The sequence below is a fragment of the Streptomyces sp. NPDC050147 genome (genome assembly GCF_040660195.1).
GTDB lineage: Bacteria > Actinomycetota > Actinomycetes > Streptomycetales > Streptomycetaceae > Streptomyces.
On the sequence record NZ_JBFALJ010000021.1, the window covers coordinates 1 to 17,747 of the forward strand.

The 17,747-nt window shown below is 69.4% G+C and carries 18 protein-coding genes; 3 read left to right on the forward strand and 15 right to left on the reverse strand.

What is annotated here, in order from left to right:
- Nucleotides 1-189 precede the first annotated feature (189 nt).
- Nucleotides 190-1,194: a DUF916 domain-containing protein gene (locus AB0I94_RS28010; RefSeq protein ID WP_363312470.1), complete on the forward strand. Its 1,005-nt coding sequence runs from the start codon at nt 190-192 to the stop codon at nt 1,192-1,194.
- 134 nt (nt 1,195-1,328) lie between these two features.
- On the opposite strand, the gene AB0I94_RS28015 is transcribed toward AB0I94_RS28010, so the two are convergent.
- The gene (locus AB0I94_RS28015; protein ID WP_363312471.1) at nt 1,329-2,327 is read right to left on the reverse strand and encodes a DUF6801 domain-containing protein; all 999 of its coding nucleotides are present in this window, start codon (nt 2,325-2,327) and stop codon (nt 1,329-1,331) included.
- A 408-nt stretch (nt 2,328-2,735) separates the two neighbouring features.
- Between AB0I94_RS28015 and AB0I94_RS28020 the strand changes: the two genes are divergently transcribed.
- The gene (locus AB0I94_RS28020; protein WP_363312472.1) at nt 2,736-4,004 is read left to right on the forward strand and encodes a DUF6801 domain-containing protein; all 1,269 of its coding nucleotides are present in this window, start codon (nt 2,736-2,738) and stop codon (nt 4,002-4,004) included.
- A gap of 117 nt (nt 4,005-4,121) precedes the next feature.
- A complete protein-coding gene (locus AB0I94_RS28025; RefSeq protein ID WP_363312473.1) occupies nt 4,122-5,261 on the forward strand; it encodes a DUF6801 domain-containing protein in 1,140 nt (379 codons plus the stop codon).
- 58 nt (nt 5,262-5,319) lie between these two features.
- On the opposite strand, the gene AB0I94_RS28030 is transcribed toward AB0I94_RS28025, so the two are convergent.
- From AB0I94_RS28030 to AB0I94_RS28095, 14 genes are read right to left on the reverse strand one after another with little or no spacing between them, the layout of a single operon-like run.
- On the reverse strand, nt 5,320-5,892 hold the full coding sequence (locus AB0I94_RS28030; protein ID WP_363312474.1) for a hypothetical protein: 573 nt from the start codon (nt 5,890-5,892) through the stop codon (nt 5,320-5,322).
- A gap of 19 nt (nt 5,893-5,911) precedes the next feature.
- Nucleotides 5,912-6,553: a hypothetical protein gene (locus AB0I94_RS28035; protein WP_363312475.1), complete on the reverse strand. Its 642-nt coding sequence runs from the start codon at nt 6,551-6,553 to the stop codon at nt 5,912-5,914.
- A gap of 11 nt (nt 6,554-6,564) precedes the next feature.
- Nucleotides 6,565-7,119: a hypothetical protein gene (locus tag AB0I94_RS28040; RefSeq protein WP_363312476.1), complete on the reverse strand. Its 555-nt coding sequence runs from the start codon at nt 7,117-7,119 to the stop codon at nt 6,565-6,567.
- 22 nt (nt 7,120-7,141) lie between these two features.
- Nucleotides 7,142-7,642 (reverse strand): hypothetical protein, encoded by a 501-nt coding sequence (locus AB0I94_RS28045; protein ID WP_363312477.1) that lies wholly within the window; start codon nt 7,640-7,642, stop codon nt 7,142-7,144.
- Nucleotides 7,639-8,139 (reverse strand): hypothetical protein, encoded by a 501-nt coding sequence (locus tag AB0I94_RS28050; protein ID WP_363312479.1) that lies wholly within the window; start codon nt 8,137-8,139, stop codon nt 7,639-7,641. Before AB0I94_RS28050 ends, AB0I94_RS28045 begins: the two co-directional genes overlap by 4 nt.
- On the reverse strand, nt 8,136-9,350 hold the full coding sequence (locus AB0I94_RS28055; protein WP_363312480.1) for an MlaD family protein: 1,215 nt from the start codon (nt 9,348-9,350) through the stop codon (nt 8,136-8,138). The genes AB0I94_RS28050 and AB0I94_RS28055 overlap by 4 nt, the downstream gene beginning before the upstream one ends.
- Nucleotides 9,350-10,501, reverse strand: a complete 1,152-nt coding sequence (locus tag AB0I94_RS28060; RefSeq protein WP_363312481.1) for an MlaD family protein — start codon at nt 10,499-10,501, stop codon at nt 9,350-9,352. The genes AB0I94_RS28055 and AB0I94_RS28060 overlap by 1 nt, the downstream gene beginning before the upstream one ends.
- The gene (locus AB0I94_RS28065; RefSeq protein ID WP_363312482.1) at nt 10,498-11,652 is read right to left on the reverse strand and encodes an MCE family protein; all 1,155 of its coding nucleotides are present in this window, start codon (nt 11,650-11,652) and stop codon (nt 10,498-10,500) included. Before AB0I94_RS28065 ends, AB0I94_RS28060 begins: the two co-directional genes overlap by 4 nt.
- Nucleotides 11,652-12,725: an MCE family protein gene (locus AB0I94_RS28070; RefSeq protein WP_363312483.1), complete on the reverse strand. Its 1,074-nt coding sequence runs from the start codon at nt 12,723-12,725 to the stop codon at nt 11,652-11,654. Before AB0I94_RS28070 ends, AB0I94_RS28065 begins: the two co-directional genes overlap by 1 nt.
- Nucleotides 12,722-13,756 (reverse strand): MCE family protein, encoded by a 1,035-nt coding sequence (locus AB0I94_RS28075; RefSeq protein WP_363312484.1) that lies wholly within the window; start codon nt 13,754-13,756, stop codon nt 12,722-12,724. The genes AB0I94_RS28070 and AB0I94_RS28075 overlap by 4 nt, the downstream gene beginning before the upstream one ends.
- Nucleotides 13,753-15,072, reverse strand: a complete 1,320-nt coding sequence (locus tag AB0I94_RS28080; protein WP_363312485.1) for an MCE family protein — start codon at nt 15,070-15,072, stop codon at nt 13,753-13,755. The genes AB0I94_RS28075 and AB0I94_RS28080 overlap by 4 nt, the downstream gene beginning before the upstream one ends.
- Entirely contained in the window at nt 15,069-15,899 is an 831-nt protein-coding gene (locus AB0I94_RS28085; RefSeq protein ID WP_363312486.1) for an ABC transporter permease, read from the reverse strand. The genes AB0I94_RS28080 and AB0I94_RS28085 overlap by 4 nt, the downstream gene beginning before the upstream one ends.
- Nucleotides 15,900-15,902: 3 nt before the next feature.
- On the reverse strand, nt 15,903-16,700 hold the full coding sequence (locus AB0I94_RS28090; RefSeq protein WP_363312487.1) for an ABC transporter permease: 798 nt from the start codon (nt 16,698-16,700) through the stop codon (nt 15,903-15,905).
- Nucleotides 16,697-17,713 carry an ATP-binding cassette domain-containing protein gene (locus AB0I94_RS28095; protein ID WP_363312488.1) on the reverse strand — a complete coding sequence of 339 codons (1,017 nt, stop codon included), beginning with the start codon at nt 17,711-17,713 and terminating at the stop codon, nt 16,697-16,699. Before AB0I94_RS28095 ends, AB0I94_RS28090 begins: the two co-directional genes overlap by 4 nt.
- Nucleotides 17,714-17,747 lie beyond the last annotated feature (34 nt).

The following is a 17,747-nucleotide window of genomic DNA, read 5'->3' on the forward strand; positions in this document are numbered from 1 at the left end:
CCGGCCCCCCGCGCCGCCCGGGCCCTCGCGGCCCCGCCCCCCCCTCCCCCCGCCCTCACCCCCCCGCCCGACGGGTGCCCCGGCCGCCGCGCGACGGCCGGACCACCTCTTCGGCGTTGCCCCGCCCTGCCCGAGCCGCTTCCGTCTCTCCATGCCATCGCTTCTCCATGTCATCGCTCTGGGGGCCGCATGAACTTCGTCCGTACGCAGCCGACGCGTCGCAGATGCGTTGCCGCGCTCCTCACCGCGCTGACCCTGGCGCTCGGCCTGCTCACCGCGAGCCCGCCACCGGGCGCGTACGCCGCCGACAACGGCCGCTGGTCCGTCTTCCCCGCCGACAAGAAGGCCGCGAACGACGGGAAGCACCGGGCGTACTTCCGGATGAAGGCGGATCCGGGGCGCACCGTGCACGACAAGGTCACCGTCTCCAACCTCGCCAAGGAGCCGGTGACCTTTCTGCTCTATGCGGCCGATGCCTACAACACCCCGCGCGACGGCGGCTTCGCCGTGCGCGAACGCGCCGAAAAGCAGCGGTCCGTCGGGGCGTGGACGCGGCTGAAACGTACGGAGGTCACCGTCCGGGCGGGCGGTAAGGCGACGGTGCCCTTCACCGTCGCCGTTCCGCGCACGGCCTCGCCCGGCGACCACCCCGGAGCGGTCATCGCCCTGGACAAGCGCGTCGCCCGCGCCAAGGGCACCGGCGTCGGCATCCGGCAGGCGGTCGGCGCCCGGGTCTACCTCCACGTCAACGGCGAGCGGGCGCCCGCTCTGCGCGTCACAGACGTCCGGTTCCATTACGACGTTCCGCTGCTGCCCGGCTTCGGCAAGGCCGCCACCGTCACGTACACCCTCGTCAACAGCGGAAACGTACTGCTCGAACCCAGGGTCGACCTCAAGGCGAAGGGCTTGCTCGGCCGGACGTCCTTCGACAGCGCGGGCAAAAAGCTGCCGGCCGAGCTGATGCCCGGCCAGCGGGTGCGGGTGACACAGAAGTGGGCCGCGCCGCCACCGCTGGACTGGGGCAGCGTCGAACTGACCGCGAGCGACAAGGCCGGCGAGCTGGTGGAGAGCGGGAGCACGGCCTATCGCACCGTGAACTGGGGCGTGCTCATCACGCTCGCCCTGGTGGTGGCTCTCCTGGTCATGGGGGTGGTGGTGCGGCGGCGCCGGGCCCGTACCGCCGCGGGGAGTTGACCCGTACGGCACGAGGCCGTACGGCATGACCCCGGGCCCGGAGCCAGTCGTCGCTCCGGGCCCGCTTCGCTGTCGTACGACGGGGTGTCCCGGGAGGGAACCGAGGACAGTCCGAGTGCTGTACGGCAGCGGCCTCAGGCGGCCTGCTCGTCCTTCCTGATGCGCCGCGGCAGATAGTGGAAGGCGGCTATGCCGGCGGCGCCGAGGCCGCCTGCCGCCGCCAGCATCAGGCCGATGCCCGACATGCCGGTTGCCGCGAGGGCACCCGAGCCGCCCGTCACCCCGGTACCGAGCTGGGTGTCGGAGCCGCCCGAGCCGCCGCTCGTGCCCGAGCCGCCACCCGACGAGCCGCCGATGGTGGCCCCGCCGTCCGCCGGGCCCGTGGGATCAGCGGAGTCGGTGGGGTCGGTGGGCGGGTCCGTGGGCGGGTCGGTCGGGGGGTCGGTGGGCGGATCAGTGGGCGGATCCGTGGGATCCGTACCGCCTCCGCCCGTGATCGTCATCTTGTGCAGCAGCGTCTTCTGGCCCGCCTCGAGGGTGCAGTCCGCCACAAACTCATCGCCGTTCGGCGGCAGTTGGACGGGCTTGCCCGCCGCATCCCGAGCGATCATGTTGTGCAGCTTCAGACCTTTGACGTCAAAGGCCGCCTCTCCCGCCTTGGCCCAGGTCAGCAGCCCGCCCGGCGACTTGCCGGTCGCCGTCACCTCGAACGCGGCGGCGGGATCGGGGATGTCGGCCTTGGCGACGGTATTGACGACCTTGATGGGCAACGTGCCGTCGCCGCCAGGCTGGGTGATGGCGACATCGGCGGTCGCCTTGCCCTCCAGGGTGGTCGCGCCGAGCACGCCGAGACCCTGCGCGGCCCGCGCGCTGACCTTGGTGACGGCCTTGATGTCGTACTCCGGCACCGACTCGCCGACCTTCATGGCGGCGGGCATGTCCGTGGTGATCGCGACTTCGATGGCGTCGTTGTTGATGATCGGAAACTTGCAGGTGTATTTCTGCGTGAGCGACACCGGCTCCGCGGACGCGCTGCCTCCGCCACCGGTCAGCGCGAGTAACACCCCGGCGACTCCGGTCAGGGCTGATCCCCAGGCCAGTCTCACCGTGGCTTTTCCCGGTTGCTCTCCCATGCGGTCTCCCATGCGTGACCTCACTTCTGAGAATTGACACAATCGAGAAATTAGTACTGAGGGGTAAGGTATCGGTCAACCCGATCGGCGCAGCTATGCGGCGCGGGCTACGCAATTTGTCACCCACGTACCATCGCGTACTCACTTCGGTCACAAAAATCCCGGTCCGCCAACTTCCTTTGGGCGATGGGGTGAAGCAGAGCTTGACCGCCCACTTACCCATCAGTAGTTTACGTATTCGAAACGCCGCCGTGCCGCCTGTGGAAATTCAGTCGGCAGGCAATTCCCCCTCACGACGGCATATTTCGCATCTCCCGATTCCCTGGACAAGCGGGCCGGCGAGTCGGGAATCGGGGAGATGACAGCGACGCTCGTTCGTGCCCATTCACGTAGCCCGAAAGGCAGCTCATGGGAGCGCACAAGAGACAAGTCAGGGCACGCACCGCCCTGAGCGTGGTGGCGGCCGCCGGCCTCGTCTCCGGCCTGGTCAGCCTGGGCGGTGGTTCCGCCGCCGCCGACCCGGTGAAACTCACGCAGAAGTACACCTGCAAGTTCCCGATCATCAACAACGATCCGATCGAAGTTGAGATCACCGCCGACATGCCGACCACCATGAAGGTGGGCGAGTCGGTCCCCGCGTACGACATCAAGGCCGTCACCAAGGTCAGCGCGCGGGCCGCGCAGGGTCTCGGTGTGCTCGGCGCGACCACCCTGGAAGGCAAGGCCACCGCCGATGTGAAGGTGACCTTGCCGGCCGGCGGCGGCAACCTGCCGATCAAGGTGGTCAACACCGTCGCCAAGGCCAACATCCCCGACCCGGCGGCCGCGTTCACCGTGACCGCCACCGGCAAGTCACCAGGTGGGCTGCTGACCTGGGAGAAGGCGGGCACCGCCAAGTTCGACGTGACGGGCCTCAAGCTGCACAACATGATCGCCCGGGACGCGTCCGGCGCCCCGGTCCAACTCCCGCCGAACGGCGACGAGTTCCCCGCGGACTGCACCCTGGACGCGGGGCAGCCCACCGCACTGCACACGATGACCATCAGTGACGGCACGGATCCCACGGACCCGCCCACCGATCCGCCCACCGATCCTCCGACCGACCCGCCCACGGACCCGCCCACCGATCCCCCGACCGACCCGCCCACCGACCCGCCGGGCGATGACCCGGTGAAGCTCAACTTCGACATCAAGGGCACGTCGTTCATCAAGGCCGCCAACGGCAACACCGCGCTGGCGGGCGGCATCGACACCCGCTACGACCTGAGCAAGGGCACCTTCGACGCGGACCTGAAACTGAACCCGACCAAGGGCCAGTTCACCATCCTGGGATTCCTGCCCACGACGGCGGACATCGCCTTCGAGCAGTCCAAGACGACCACCGGCACGCTGGACACGTCCGGCAGCCTGAAGTCGCACTCCGAGATGTTCGTCAAGCTCACCAGCGTGAACGTCTTCGGCCTGCCCATCGGCGGCGGCGCCGACTGCAAGACCGTCGAGCCCGCCAAGATCGACCTCGCCAGCGAGGGCCGCTTCCAGCCCTACAAGGGCGGCAAGCTCAAGGGCACCTACACCCTGCCCGGCCTCAAGGGCTGCGGCGGCCTCAACGACATGATCAGCGCCTTCACCTCAGGACCCGGCAACACCATCGACATGGACCTCACCTACAAGAAGTAGCCCCACCCCCAGCGGTGAGTCCGCAGTTCGCCCCGGCCCCCCGCCCTCTTCGAGGCGGGGGGCCGGACCGTTCCCCCAGACGTTCCTCCCAGAAACTCCCCAGGAATTGGAGAGGCAGTGCTGAGATCGCGCGCCATACCGTGGCGGGCCGCCCCCGCCGTACTGCTGCTCGCCGGGCTGACCGGTGTCGCCTCCGGCCCGCCGGCCGCCGCGGACCCGGTGTCCCTGACCCAGACGTACAAGTGCGTCTTCCCGATCATGGAGGAGGATCCGCTCACAGTCGTCATCAAGGCGGACCTGCCAACCCGTGTGAAGGTCGGCGAGCGGGTCCCCGCCTTCCAGATCACCTCGGTGTCCAAGGTCAGCGGGAAGGCCGCCGCCGCGCTGCGCACGGTCGGCGGCGACACCCTCGAAGGCGTCGCCACCGCGGACGTGACCGTCCACATGCCTCAGGGCCCGCTGAACATCGGCATCGACAACACCATCCCGAACAAGCCCTTGCCGAACCCGCCCGCCGACTTCGAGGTCACCGCGACCGGCCAGGCCCCGCCGCTGACGTTCCGGCAGCCCGGCAGCGTGAAGGTCGACGTCAACAGCCTGCTCCTGACGATGACTCCACGGGACAAGGCCGGCGACAAGACGGGCCTTGACACCTTCGAGACCGAATGCACGCTCGATCCGGCCGACCAGAACAAGACACTGCACACCATCCAGGTCGAACCGGCCACGACGGACCCGGGCGGCGAGCCGGTACCGCTGAGCTTCGGCATCAAGGGCAGCTCGTTCATCAAGGCGGCCAACGGCACCGCCCCGCTGGCCGGTGGCATCGACACCCGCTACGACCTGGACAAGGGCACCTTCGACGCCGATCTCCACCTCGACCACACCAAGGGCCAGTTCACGATCCTCGGCTTCCTGCCCACGACCGCGGACATCGCCTTCGACCAGACGGCGAAGACAACGGGGACCCTCGACACCGCGGGCAGCCTGAAGTCGCACTCCGAGATGTACGTCAAACTCACCGGCGTGAACGTCTTCGGCCTGCCCATCGGCGGCGGCGCCGACTGCAAGACCGTCGAGCCCGCCAAGATCGACCTCGCCGGCGAAGGCCGCTTCCAGCCCTACAAGGGCGGCAAGCTCAAGGGCACCTACACCCTGCCCGGCCTCAAGGGCTGCGGCGGCCTCAACGACATGATCAGCGCCTTCACCTCAGGACCCGGCAACACCATCGACATGGACCTCACCTACAAGAAGTAGTTCCCCGTACGAGGAGGCCCCTGCCACACACTCCGGCAGGGGCCTCCTCATGTCAGGCTCAGGGCGCGGCGGGCGACGCCGAGGCACCGGCTCCGGGCAGGTTCGCGCACTCCGGTGCCTCGTCGAAGGCCTTCCGGAGCGCGGGGTCGGCGCGGAAATCATGGGCGGGGCCCTGGTAGGCGGTCACTTTGTCCATGCCCGCGCCGGCCTTCTGCAGCGCTGCCTTCAGCGACTTCTCGTCGACGACCTTGGCGTCCTTGAGCTTCGCAGTGGTGTCGGCGAGGCTGCTGCGGGCGTCGCCGAGGTTGGCGAGTGCCTTCTTGTACGCGGCGGTGCCGCCGTCGACAGGCGGAGCACCGTCGCGTCGCACCTTCTTGTCAAGGGCCCCGAGTTGGCTGCCGAGCGCGTCCAGGAAAGTGACGACCTCGGAGTAGTACTTCTTGGCGTCCTTCTGGTCCGCGGTGGGGAGCGTCAGCTGGGACCCGACGTCCTGCACGCTGTCGCAGACGCCCGAGGCCCAGTCGACCTTCGGCCCGTCGTCGACGTGTGAACTGCACCCCGTGATGGGCACCGCGATGGTGACGGTGGCGGCCACGAGCACGGCGACCCTGCCGATTCTGAACTTGCTCATCCCTGTATCTCCTTCGTCTTCACCGGCTGAATGTGTCGATGTTCGCGATGCGCCAGGTCCCGCCCCGGTGGGCCACGTCCACGGCGAACATCGCGGAGGCGTAGGTGGCCGCTCCGCTCTTGGCGGTGCTGGTGTTGCTCTGGTCGGCGAAGACCAGGACCCGGGCCCGGTCGCCGTCGATGGCCTCCACTCCGCTGTGCGTGACGGTGGTGCTGAGAACGAGCTTCTGCTTGCCCCCGTCGGCGCGGACCCGCGCGAGCATCTCCTTGTGCTGGCCGACCGCCTTGCCGGTGAGGTGCTCGGCCGCGGCCTTCCTGGTGCGGCCGGGATCCGTGTGGTCGTAGGAGAAGACCGCGTCGACGGCCTGGCCGACCGCGCCCTTCACCTCGGCGGTACGGGCCATGTCGGTGAGCGCCGCGTTGCGCAGGGCGGGGGCGGCGCGCAGGCTCTCGGCCCGAGTGTGGGCAAGGGCGGCGAAGGCCCCGGCCAGTACGGCGAGCAGCGCGAGCAGCAGCGGCCAGGGCACCGATCCGCGGGCGGTCCGCTTCCGGGCCTTGCGAGGTTCTGGTCGCGGCTCCCGCGGCGCCTGCGTACGTGTCTCCTGAGTCGAGGCCGCGGTCAACCGCCGCTGCCGGTTCACCAGATGGCGTGTCGTCGACATGGATGGGCCCCTCAGTCGGACGGAGTTTCGGTGGGCTGCTCGCCCGCGGGGGCCTGGCCGAGCCCGCTCAGCTTCCAGCCCTCGTCGGTGCGGGTGAGTTCGCCGAGCAGCCGGCTCTCCTTGGTGCTCGGCTTCTTCTTCGGCGGGTCGACCGTGATGCGTACCGCGATCAGGACACCGGCCCGGCCCTCGCGTTCGTCCAGTTCGGTCACGGCCCCGGACAGCACCTCGGCCGTGGTGACCGTGCGAGCGGTGCGCACGTGCTTCTCGAACTCGGGCCTGCCCTTGCGCAGTTCGTCGAGGAGGTCTCCGGTGGCGGACTGCTCCCAGGTGTCGAGGCCGTGCTCGAGGTCGCGATGGTCGAGGGTGTTCATGTTCTGGACGGCCTGCTCGCCCGCCGCGAGGACCTTGTCGCGGGTCTCCGCGAACGCCGCGGAGTCGTCATGGGCCGCCACGTACCAGGACGAGCCCGTCCAGGTGGCGAAGCCCAGGGCGAAGGCGGCCGCCGTCGAGGCGAGCGTGAGTTTCGTACCGCTTCGGGATGTCGTACGTGCCGAACGTGCCATGTCCCTCTCCCCTGACGGGCCTTCAACGGGCCTTGATGTCGGTGATCACCCAACGGCCGTCGTCCAGGTGCGCCCTGACCGAGAGCTGGGCGGCCGCGGTGGTCGCCTTGGCGCCCTCGCGCTCGGCCCGCTGGTCGAGGAAGACCAGGAGCTGCGCGCGATCGCCGGTGAGGTCGACGACTCCGGCGCGTACGACCTGAGTGGTGAGCGACAGCTTCTGGGTCCGTACCTGCCGGCGGAGCTTGCCGATCAGGTTCCGGTAGTCCTTGGCCGCCGTGCCGCGCAGCACGTCACGCGCGCGGCGCTCGGTGGTGGCCAGGTCGTTGGGTGTGTAGGTGAAGACCGCGGCGAGTGCGTCGCTCACGTCGCCGATGACCTGTCGGGTCTGCTCGCTGTCGGTCAGCGCGTGGTTGGCGGCCGCCGGGGCGTGCGCGGCCCTGTCGGTGAGGACCAGGAGGCCGCCGCCGACCAGGAGCAGGGCGGTGAGTGCGAGCCTGGCGAGGACGCGCTGCGTGCCGCTCACCGCGAACCCGCCGCGAGTGCCGTCAGAGAGCTGAGTTTCCAGCTCTCCCCCGTGTGCTTCAGACCGGCCTCGAAGCGTTTGCGGTCGGTGGTGGACCTGCCGGTGCGCTCGGTCACCTCGACGCGGACCGTGGCGATGGCCTTCGCCGTGCCGGCTCGGGCGTCGAGGGCGGTGAGCGCCGCGTCGGTGACGGTGGCGCGGGTGCTGGTGCCCTCCTGTTCGAGGACCTTGGCGCTGTCGTCGCCGGTGCGCCGCAGCTCGTCCTTGAGCGGCCCGTCCGCCGCGTCGGTCCAGGCACGCAGCGAGGCCCGCACATCGTGACCGTCCATGCTGTTCAGGGTCCCGATGTGGCGGCGGGCCTCGGCCAGGGCGACATCGCGGTCGCGGGCATGGGCCAGATCGTCGTCGGCCTGCGTCCGCGCGTACGTCCACCCCGAGAAGCCGCAGAACAGTGCGGCCAGGACCAGCGCGAGCAGCCACGCCCTGCGCTGCCTCATGACGCCTCCATCCCGAGCAGCCCGCCCAGGTCGGCCGGACTGTTGGACGACGCCCCGCCGCCCCGGCCGAGCCCGCTCGAACCCGGCCGCGCGGGGTCGGGCACGCTGCCGCGCGGTGCGTTGCCGGAGCCGCGTACGTTCTGGCCGCTGCCGGAGCTCGCGGTGCAGGCGGCCTCGGTGTTGGTGGGGGCCGGTGAGGTGTCGAGGCCGTTGCGGTAGGTGGTGGAGCCGTATCCGGCGGTGCAGGGCAGCGGCTTGAAGAAGGTGGTGACCATGCCGAAGCGCACCCCGCCCGGGCCGATGGCGGTGGCTCCGGCGGCGGCGACCTGCGGGATGCGCACCATCAGTTCACGGGTGCCGCGCTGGCGGGTCACCAGGAGCTCGGAGGTGGTGACAAGATTGGCGAGCATGACGCTGAACCCGGGGTCGGTGTCCCGCAGCAGGGCCGTGAACTGGGTTGCCGCGTCGGGAGTTTCGGCGATGAGGCGGCGCAGGTCGGGATCGGACTTCTTCAGCTGCGCGGCGAGTTCGGCGGTGCCGCTCGCGAAGGACTTCAGGGCTTCGGACTGTTCGTTCTGGGTGCGCAGCACCGTCTCGCCGTCGATGAGGAGCTTGGAGGTGGCGGGCAGCGACTTGTTCGCCGCCCGGATGAATTCGCTGCCGGTGTCGATGAGGATCTGCAGGTCCTGCCCGCGCCCCGCGAAGCTCTTGCCGAGCTCGTCGACGACCGTACGCAGCGCATGGGTGTCGACCGAGGAGGCGAGCCGGTCGATGCTGGTGAGGACGTCGGTGACCGGCGCGGGCGTCCGCGTCGCCTGCCTGGGGACCACCGACCCTTCGGCGAGGTAGGGCCCGGTGTCGGTGCGCGGGCTCAGATCGAGGTACTGCTCGCCGACCGCCGAGAGGTTGGCTACCTTCGCCACCAGGTCACTGGGGATCTTCGGTGCGGATTCGTCGATGCGGATGCGAGCCTGGACTCCGTCGGCCGTCAGCTCGACGGCTTCGACCCGGCCGACGTCGACGCCCCGGTAAGTGACGTTGCCATGGCTGAACAGGCCTCCGGCCTCGGCGAGTTCGACCTTGACCGTGTAGTAGTCGCGGGCGCCGACGTACCGCCCGAGATCCGCGTACGTCACGGCGATGTACGCGAGGACGACGGCGCCGAGGACGAGGAAGGTGAGGTTCTTGAGGTGGGTGGAGAGGGTGAGCACTAGGAGTCGCCTCCCGGGTCGCTGGTGACCGCGGGCAGCGGCAGCGACGGGCGCGTTGCGGCGCCGCCCCCGCGGACCGGCGGCACGATCTCCGTGCCGGGTGCCGCCGCGATCTTGAGATAGACGTTGAGGTAGTCGCCCTTCACCCCGGTGAGCACCTCGTCCGTGAACGGATAGGTGAACATCACCTGTAGCGACTCGGGCAGATCGGCTCCCGCGTCGGCGAGGTTCTTCAGGACCGGGGCGAGGGCCTTGAGGTCGGCCACGAGGTCGGCCTTGGTGCGGTCGACGGTGTCGACGGCGACCGTCGAGAGCGAGTCGAGAGCGCGCAGCATGGTGACGAGCGAGGTGCGCTGGTCGCTGAGCACCTTCAGGCCGGGTGGGAGGTCCCGCAGGATTTCGCCGATCTTGCGGTCGCGGGTGGCGAGCGTGGTGGAGAGCCGGTTCATGCCGTCAAGGGCGGCGGTGATGTGCTTCTTGTTCTTGTCGAGGCTCTTCGCGGTGGTGTTGATCTGCCGCAGCAGAGAGCGGATCTTGGGTTCGTTGCCGCCGAGCGCCTTGTTGAGTTCGCCTGAGATGGTCTGGATCTGCTGTACGCCGCCGCCGCTGAGGAGCATCGACAGGGCGCCGAAGACCTCCTCGACCTCGGGGTTGCGGTTGGTGCGGGCGACGGGGATGACGGCTCCGTCGTGCAGCCGTCCGTGGTTCTTCCCGTACACCCCCTTCGTGCCGGCCCTGGCGCCCTGGAGGTCGGGGCGGGCCCGCATGTCGTCGGGAGCGGCGAGCTGGACGTACTTCTCACCGAGGAGGCTGGACTGCTCGAGGTTGGCGTAGGCGTTGGCGGGCAGGTGTACGCCGCCGTTGACCTTCAGGGTGACGCGTGCGGTCCAGCCGTCGTCGGCCAGCGCGATCCGGGTCACGCGGCCGACCTCGACATCGTTGACCTTGACCGCGGAGTGCGGGAAGAGGCTGACGACGTCCCGGAACTCGGCGGTGATCTCGTACGGATGGTCACCGAGGTCGGCACCGCCGGGCAGCGGCAGGTCCTGGAGGCCGTCGAACTCGGGGATGCCGCCGGTGCTCAGGACGAGACCTCCGAGTGTCACGGTGAGACAGAGGCCGAGGGCGATACGTGCGGTGCGGCGCTTCATGACCTGTCTCCCCCGGCGTGGTCCGCACCCTCTGCGTCGGCCGTGTCGGCGGGCGTGCCGTACACGGTGCCGACCGGCGGCAGGGGCAGGGCGGGCAGGGTCTTGATCCGGCCCTGCGGGACGGCGGCGAGGTCTTCGGCGCCGCTGCTCCGGGTGTCTGGCGCCGCGGCAAGTTCGTTCATATTGGCGCGGCCGTCGATGGTTCGGGTGCGTGGGTTGTACGCCTGGCCGAGGTTGGCGGCGGCCAGCGGCAGGGCGTCCAGGGCCTCGGCGACCGACGCCCGCTGGTCGACGACGGACCGGGTGAGACCCGCCAGCTTGTCGACGTTCGACTTGAGGCGTCCGCGGTTGTCTCTGATGAAGCCCTTGACCTGGCCCAGTGCGGTGCCCAGCTCTTTGAGGGCGGCGGCGAGGTCGTCCTTGTCCTCGGCGAGGAAGCCCGCGACCTTGGACAGCTGGATCTCGGCGCGCCGCACTTGGCCGTCCTTGCGCTTGAGCATGCTGATGAACTGCTGCAGCTGCTCGATGGTCTCGACGAGGTCGCCGCTGTTTCCGTTGAGGACGGCGGAGGCGCCGCCAAGCTGGTGGATGGTGTCGCCGATGTCCTTGCCGTTGCCGTCGAGGTTCTCCGCTCCGGCCTTGACAAGACCGGCGAGCGCGCCGTTCTTGTTCGCGCCGTCGGGACCGAGGGCGTCGCTCAACTCAGTGACGCTCTGCACGAGTTCGTCGACCTCGACCGGGGTCGCCGTGTGCCCGGCGTCGATGACGGCGCCGTCGCGGATCCGCGGGCCGCTGCTGTAGGCGGGGCTGAGCTGCACGAACCGCCCGGACACGACGCTGGGCGCGACCACGACAGCCCGCACCTGGGCAGGCACCTCCACTCCTTCGTCCAGGTTGAGCCGCACCCGTACCTGTCTGCCCTGGGGCCGGATCTCGTCGACGCTGCCGACCCTGACCCCGAGCACCCTGAGGTCGGACCCCTCGTGCACGGCGACGGCCCGGTCGAAGTAGGCGGTGATGCGCTTGCCGTCCCCACCGCGGGCCAGGGTCGTCCCCCCGGCGATCCCGGCCGCCGCGAGCAGGGCGAGCACGATGAGGACGACCAGGAGCCGTCCGCCGCGTGCGCGGATGTGCGTCGAGGTGCGGGGCATCAGCGTCCGCCTCCGCGCTTCGGCGGCATGCACCCGGTGGCCGGGCCCGTGCCCGCGGGCAGATAGTCCTTGGGGACGAGGCCGCACATGTAGCCGTCCATCCAGCGTCCGCTGCCGAGGGTGTTGCCGACGAGCCGGTAGTAGGGCCCGGCAGCGGCGAGGGCCTTGTCGAGGTTCTTCTTGTTCTTGGCGAGGACGTCGGTGACCCGGTCGAGCGCGCCGAGCGTCGGGCCCAGTTGCCGCTCGTTGTCGTCGACGAGGCCGCCGAGCTCCGTGCCCAGGTCGCGGGCGCCGGTGAGCAGTCCATGGATGGCGTCACGGCGGTGACGTACCTCTTCAAGGAGCAGGTTGCCGTTGTCGAGCAGCCGCTCGAACTGCTTCTGCTTGCCGTTCACCGTCTTGGTGAACTGGGCCGACCCACCGAGGAGTTCGGACAGCTCGTCATTGCGCGTGGAGATCGTCCGGGAGAGCCCGGCCAGTCCCGTCATGGCCTTGCGGACGTGCGGCGGGGTGTCCCGGAACGTCCCGGAGATGGCCTTGAAGCTCTTGGCGAGCTGGTCCTCGTCGAGTTCTCCTACCGTGCGGCTCAGGCCGTTGAAGGCTTCCATCACGTCGTACGGGGAGGTGGTACGGGCCGCCGGGATGCGCTTGCCGGGAGCCTGCTCGCGGCTGCCGAGCGGGTCGACCGCCAGGTATTTGGCGCCCAGGAGGGTCTTGATGGCGATGCCGATGGTGCTGCGGTCGCCGATCCAGACGTCCTTCACCTCGAAGGTCACCTTCACCTTCGGACCGTCCAGGGCAACGCCTTCCACCTGGCCGACGCGTACACCGGCGATCCGCACCTCGTCGCCCGCCTTGAGCCCCGCGGAATCCCTGAAGTCGGCGGTGTAGCGGGTGCCGCCGCCGATGACGGGCAGCGATTCGGCGTTGTAGGCGAGCAGCCCGATGAGAGTCATGGCAAGGAGCCCGGCCAGGGCGACGGCCGCCGGATTGCGCTCACCGATGGGCTTGAGCCGGGGACGCCGCAATCGGGGCAGCCGCCGTCGGGGCAGCTTCAATCTGGCGAGTTTCATGCCCGGCACCTCGCATCCTTGATCGCGAGCCCGGTCGGCGGCGGGCTGCCGTCGTAGGTGGAGACGCCGCTGAGCTTCGCCTCGCAGAGATAGAGGTTCAGCCAGGAGCCGTACGACGCCGTCCGGGAGACGGCGGCCATCTTCTGCGGGGTCTTCTCGAGGAAGTTCTCGACCAGCGGCGCATGGTCGGCGAGGGTCTGGGACACCCGCCCCAGATCGCGGATGCCGTCCTTGAGGGGTGCCCGGCTCTCCCCGAACAGGTCCGCCGTGCTCACGCTGAGCTTGGCGAGCGAGCCGATGGACCGGCCGACGGTCTTGCGGTCGGTGGCGAACCCGGAGACCAGTTCCTCGACCGTGCCGATGAGTTCGGTGAACCCCTTCTGGCGGGTGTTGACGGTCTTGAGGACCTGGTTGAGGTTGCCGATGACCTCCCCGATCACCCGGTCCTTGGCGGCGACCGTGGTGGTCAGCGAACCAACGGTCCGCAGCAGGCTCTCGACGGTGCCGCCCTCGCCCTGCAGAACCTGCACGATCGACGCCGCGAGCCGATTGCTCTCCCCCGGTGACAGGCCCTGCATCAGCGGCTGGAACCCGTTGAAGAGCTGGGTCAGATCGAGCGCCGGAGTGGTACGGCTCAGCGGAATGGTCTGCCCCGGATTCAGGGTGCGGCCGACCGGTCCGGCGCCACGGCGCAGATCGACGAAGCGCTGCCCGACCATGTTCAGGTACTTGATGGACGCCGTCGCCGAGGCAGGCATCCGCCGATCCTCGTCCAGGGTGAACGCGACCTGGGCATACCGGCGTTGGACGATCTCGATCGACTCCACCTGGCCCACCTTCACCCCGGCGATCCGCACCGAGTCGCCCTCGTTGAGCCCGGTGGCATCGGTGAACCAGGCCCGGTAACCGTGGGTCCGGTCGACATCGGTGCCCGCGACGCTCAGGGCGAGCACGGTGGTGGCCAGAGCGGTCACCACGATGAAGATCAGCGACTTGACGGCGGGCCCGGTCAGACTGCGCTGTCCGCTCACTTCAGCTTCACCTCCGCCCCTCGAAAGGCCGGCCCGGCGAGCACGCTCGACCAGTCGGGCAGGGGGCCGCCGCGGGCCTGGTCCGGTGCGCCGAGAAGTTCGGTGACAAGACTGTTCTCCTGGGGCGAGTTGGCCACACCGAGCCCGCCGGACACCCCGCTCAGGGTGGTGGCCGTGCTCTGCCGCGCGGCGTTCGAGCCGCCCGTGTAGGGGACGGGATAGCAGCGCGGCCCGCCACCCGCGTCGTAGCGGGGCGTGTCCCGGCCCGGCACGTACGCGCCGCGCGAGGGCACGACCCGCACATCGACGCGCAGGCCCGGCCGGTCCGTGCCCTTGCCGAGGGCGGCGTCCATCGCCGGGACGAAGTCGGCGACCGTACGCAGGGTGCAGGGGAACGCGGGCGCGTACCGCGCGAGGATCTCCAGGGTCGGGCGGCTCGTCGCGGTCAGCCGGATGAGGTTGGCCCGGTTGGCGCGCAGCCAGCTGCCGGCCTCCTGTGAGCTGCTGGTGACGGAGGCGTACAGCGTGGACAGCTCGGCCCGCTGCGCGGCGAGCGTGGCGCTCGTGGTGGTGGCGTCGTGCAGCGCGTCGACGAGGTCGGGGGCTGCCTCGGCGTAGGTGTCGCTCAGCTCGACGAGCTCCTTGATGTCCCGGTTCAGGGACGGCAGGTGGGGGTTGAAGTCCTTGAGATAGCCGTCGAGCGCCACCATCGAGTCGCCGATCTTCTCGCCCCGCCCCTCCAGGGCCTGGGCGAGCGCCGACAGCGTGGCCGACAGCTTCTGTGGCTGTACGGCGGTCAGCAGGGGCAGCAGATTGTCGAGCACCTGCTCCAGCTCGATGGCGCTGCGGCTGCGGTCCTGTGGGATGACACTGCCCGCGGCGAGCGGCTGCGCCGAGGGACGGGCGGGCGGTACGAGGGCGACGTACCGCTGTCCGAAGAGCGTGGTGGGCAGCAACTGCGCCTGCACATCGGAGGGGACCCGGCCGATCCGGTCCGGCCGCAGGGCGAGGGTGAGCCGGGCGGTGCGGCCGTCCGTGTCGATCCTGTCGACCTCGCCGATGACGACACCGCGCAGCTTGACCTCGGCGCTCGGGTGCATCTCGCTGCCGACTCGTCCCGTCTCGACGACGACGGTCGCAAAGTCCGTGAACTCCTTCTCGTACACCGCGATCGACAGCCAGACCAGCAGGGCGGGCACGATGAGATACACCACTCCGGCGAGCCGTCTGCGGCGGGCGAGGGCGCCCTCCGTGGGCCGGGTGCGTGCCGCCGGTGCCGGGCGCACGCGAATCGGGGCCTTGGGCGGGGCGCTCATCCGGCCACCTTCACCGTGGTCGTGGCGCCCCAGAGCGCCAGGCTGAGGAAGAAGTCGGTGACGCTGATGAGGACGATCGCGGTCCGCACCGAACGGCCGACGGCCACCCCGACCCCGGCCGGCCCGCCCGAGGCCCGGAAGCCGTAGTAGCAGTGCGCGAGGATCACCAGGACGCTGAAGACCAGCACCTTGAGGAACGACAGGAGCACGTCCGCCGGGACCAGAAAGAGATGGAAGTAGTGGTCGTACGTTCCCGTGGACTGGGAGTTGAACAGCACGGTCGTCGCCCGTGAGGCCAGATAGGAGCCGAGGAGACCGATGCCGTACAGCGGGATGATCGCGATCACGCCGGCCACGACGCGGGTGGAGACGAGGAAGGGGGTGGAGCGCACGCCCATGCTCTCCAGGGCGTCGACCTCTTCGCTGATGCGCATCGCGCCGAGCTGCGCGGTGAAGCCCGCGCCGACGGTGGTCGACAGGGACAGGGCGGCGACGAGCGGGCCGATCTCACGGGTGTTGAAGTAGGCGGAGAGGAATCCGGTGAACGCGTCGGTGCCGATCTGACTGAGGGCGGCGTACCCCTGGAGGCCCACGACGGTGCCGGTGAAGACGGTGATGCCGATCATCACGCCGACGGTGCCGCCGATCACCCCGAGCCCGCCGCTGCCGAAGGCGACCTCGGCGAGGAGCCGCTGGATCTCCTTGGGGTAGCGGCGCACGGCGCGCGGGATCCAGATCACCGCCCGTATGTAGAAGAGGAGTTCATCGCCGGGCCGGTCCAGCCAGGCGAAGGCGCGGCTCTTGCCCGCACGATCGATGAGGGCCATCGTTCACAGCCCCTTCGGGGGAACGAGCTGCAGATAGATGCCCGTCATGACCATGTTGACGAAGAAGAGGATGAGGAAGGTGAAGACGACGGACTGGTTCACCACATCGCCCACGCCCTTCGGTCCGCCCTTCGGATTCAGTCCGCGGTACGCGGCGACGACACCGGCGATGAAGCCGAAGATCAGCGCTTTCAGCTCGCTGATGTAGAGGTCGGGCAGCTGGGCAAGGGCCGAGAAGCTGGCGACGTACGCGCCCGGAGTTCCGTTCTGCATCACGACGTTGAAGAAATAGCCGCCGAGGGTGCCGACCACGGAGACCAGGCCGTTGAGGAGCAGCCCCACCAGCATCACGGCGAGCACCCGGGGCACGACGAGGCGCTGGACGGGCGAGACGCCCATGACGCGCATGGCGTCCAGCTCCTCGCGGATGGTGCGCGAGGCGAGGTCCGCGCAGATCGCGGAGCCGGCGATGCCCGAAATGAGCAGCGACACGATCAGCGGGCTGGCCTGCTGGATGATCACAAGGACGCTGGCGCCTCCGGTGAAGGACTGCGCGCCGAACTGCTCGATCAGGGAGCCGACTTGGAGGGCGATTACCGCTCCGAACGGAATCGTCACCAGCATCGCGGGCAGGATCGTGACGCTCGCGATGAACCAGAACTGCTCGATGAACTCCCGCCACTGGAAGGGCCGTTTGAAGATCAGGCGCAGCACACTCACCGCGAGCGCGAACATATGGCCGATCTCGCGCAGGACACCCAGGCCCGGCAGAGGCTGACGTGGGACGGGTGGTGCGGTCATGTGTGCACTCCCCGGCTCACCCGGGACGCGACCAGCGGGGGCGCTTCGCTTCCTTGGAGACTCGCCTCGATGGCGCGGCGGGCCACGGGCGGCAGTTCGTGCAGCATGCCCTGGACCCGCTCCTGACGCCGCCGCACCGCCTTGCGCTCCGGCAGCCCTGGGGTGGGCGCCAGCTGCGGCACGATGGTCCGCTCCGTCGCGGGCCCGGCGACGATCCCGTGGGAGGCCTCCAGGTCCAAGGTGGCCTGGTCCTTCTCCTCGGACATGCCGATGGGACCTGCTCGACGGGCGTTCAAGAACTGCTCGACCACCGGTTCATCGCTGGTCAGCAGCACCTCACGCGGGCCGAACATCACAAGGTTGCGGCGGAACAGCATCCCCATGTTGTCCGGGACACTCGCCGCGATATCGAGGTTGTGGGTGACGATGAGCATGGTCGCGTCGATTTCCGCGTTGATGTCGATGAGCAGCTGCGAAAGATACGACGTACGGACCGGATCGAGCCCCGAATCCGGCTCGTCGCAGAGAATGATCTGCGGGTCGAGCACCAGGGCCCGGGCCAGCCCGACCCGCTTGCGCATGCCTCCGGATATCTCGCCCGGCAGCTTGTTCTCGGCGCCGGCCAGGCCCACCAGGTCGAGCCGCTCCATGACGATGCGACGGATTTCCGACTCCTTCTTGCGGGTGTGTTCTCGCAGCGGGAACGCGACATTGTCGAAGAGGCTGAGCGAGCCGAAGAGCGCACCGTCCTGGAACATCAGGCCGAACAGCTTCCGCGCTTCGTACACGTCCCGTTCGCGGCTGTTGACCATGTCCACGCCGTCGATGAGGACGTGCCCCTGCTCGGGGCGGATCAGGCCGACGATCGACTTCAGGAAGACCGTCTTGCCGGTGCCGGACGGGCCGAGCATCACGCTGATCTCACCGCGCGGCAGGGTGAGCGTCACGTGCTGCCAGATGTTCTGCTTTCCGAACGACTTGGTCAGCCCCTCGACGACCACTTCGACTCCCATCGCACCTCCTTGGCTCAGAGTTCGGCTGGTTCGG

Bases quoted from the DNA above. Each gene is read 5' to 3' on its own strand.
- AB0I94_RS28040 (WP_363312476.1), bottom strand. From the start codon at position 7,119: ATGGCACGTTCGGCACGTACGACATCCCGAAGCGGTACGAAACTCACG.
- AB0I94_RS28015 (WP_363312471.1), bottom strand. From the start codon at position 2,327: ATGGGAGAGCAACCGGGAAAAGCCACGGTGAGACTGGCCTGGGGATCA.
- AB0I94_RS28035 (WP_363312475.1), bottom strand. From the start codon at position 6,553: ATGTCGACGACACGCCATCTGGTGAACCGGCAGCGGCGGTTGACCGCG.
- AB0I94_RS28085 (WP_363312486.1), bottom strand. From the start codon at position 15,899: ATGGCCCTCATCGATCGTGCGGGCAAGAGCCGCGCCTTCGCCTGGCTG.
- AB0I94_RS28020 (WP_363312472.1), top strand. From the start codon at position 2,736: ATGGGAGCGCACAAGAGACAAGTCAGGGCACGCACCGCCCTGAGCGTG.
- AB0I94_RS28080 (WP_363312485.1), bottom strand. From the start codon at position 15,072: ATGAGCGCCCCGCCCAAGGCCCCGATTCGCGTGCGCCCGGCACCGGCG.
- AB0I94_RS28070 (WP_363312483.1), bottom strand. From the start codon at position 12,725: ATGAAACTCGCCAGATTGAAGCTGCCCCGACGGCGGCTGCCCCGATTG.
- AB0I94_RS28090 (WP_363312487.1), bottom strand. From the start codon at position 16,700: ATGACCGCACCACCCGTCCCACGTCAGCCTCTGCCGGGCCTGGGTGTC.
- AB0I94_RS28010 (WP_363312470.1), top strand. From the start codon at position 190: ATGAACTTCGTCCGTACGCAGCCGACGCGTCGCAGATGCGTTGCCGCG.
- AB0I94_RS28030 (WP_363312474.1), bottom strand. From the start codon at position 5,892: ATGAGCAAGTTCAGAATCGGCAGGGTCGCCGTGCTCGTGGCCGCCACC.
- AB0I94_RS28050 (WP_363312479.1), bottom strand. From the start codon at position 8,139: ATGAGGCAGCGCAGGGCGTGGCTGCTCGCGCTGGTCCTGGCCGCACTG.
- AB0I94_RS28095 (WP_363312488.1), bottom strand. From the start codon at position 17,713: ATGGGAGTCGAAGTGGTCGTCGAGGGGCTGACCAAGTCGTTCGGAAAG.
- AB0I94_RS28060 (WP_363312481.1), bottom strand. From the start codon at position 10,501: ATGAAGCGCCGCACCGCACGTATCGCCCTCGGCCTCTGTCTCACCGTG.
- AB0I94_RS28065 (WP_363312482.1), bottom strand. From the start codon at position 11,652: ATGCCCCGCACCTCGACGCACATCCGCGCACGCGGCGGACGGCTCCTG.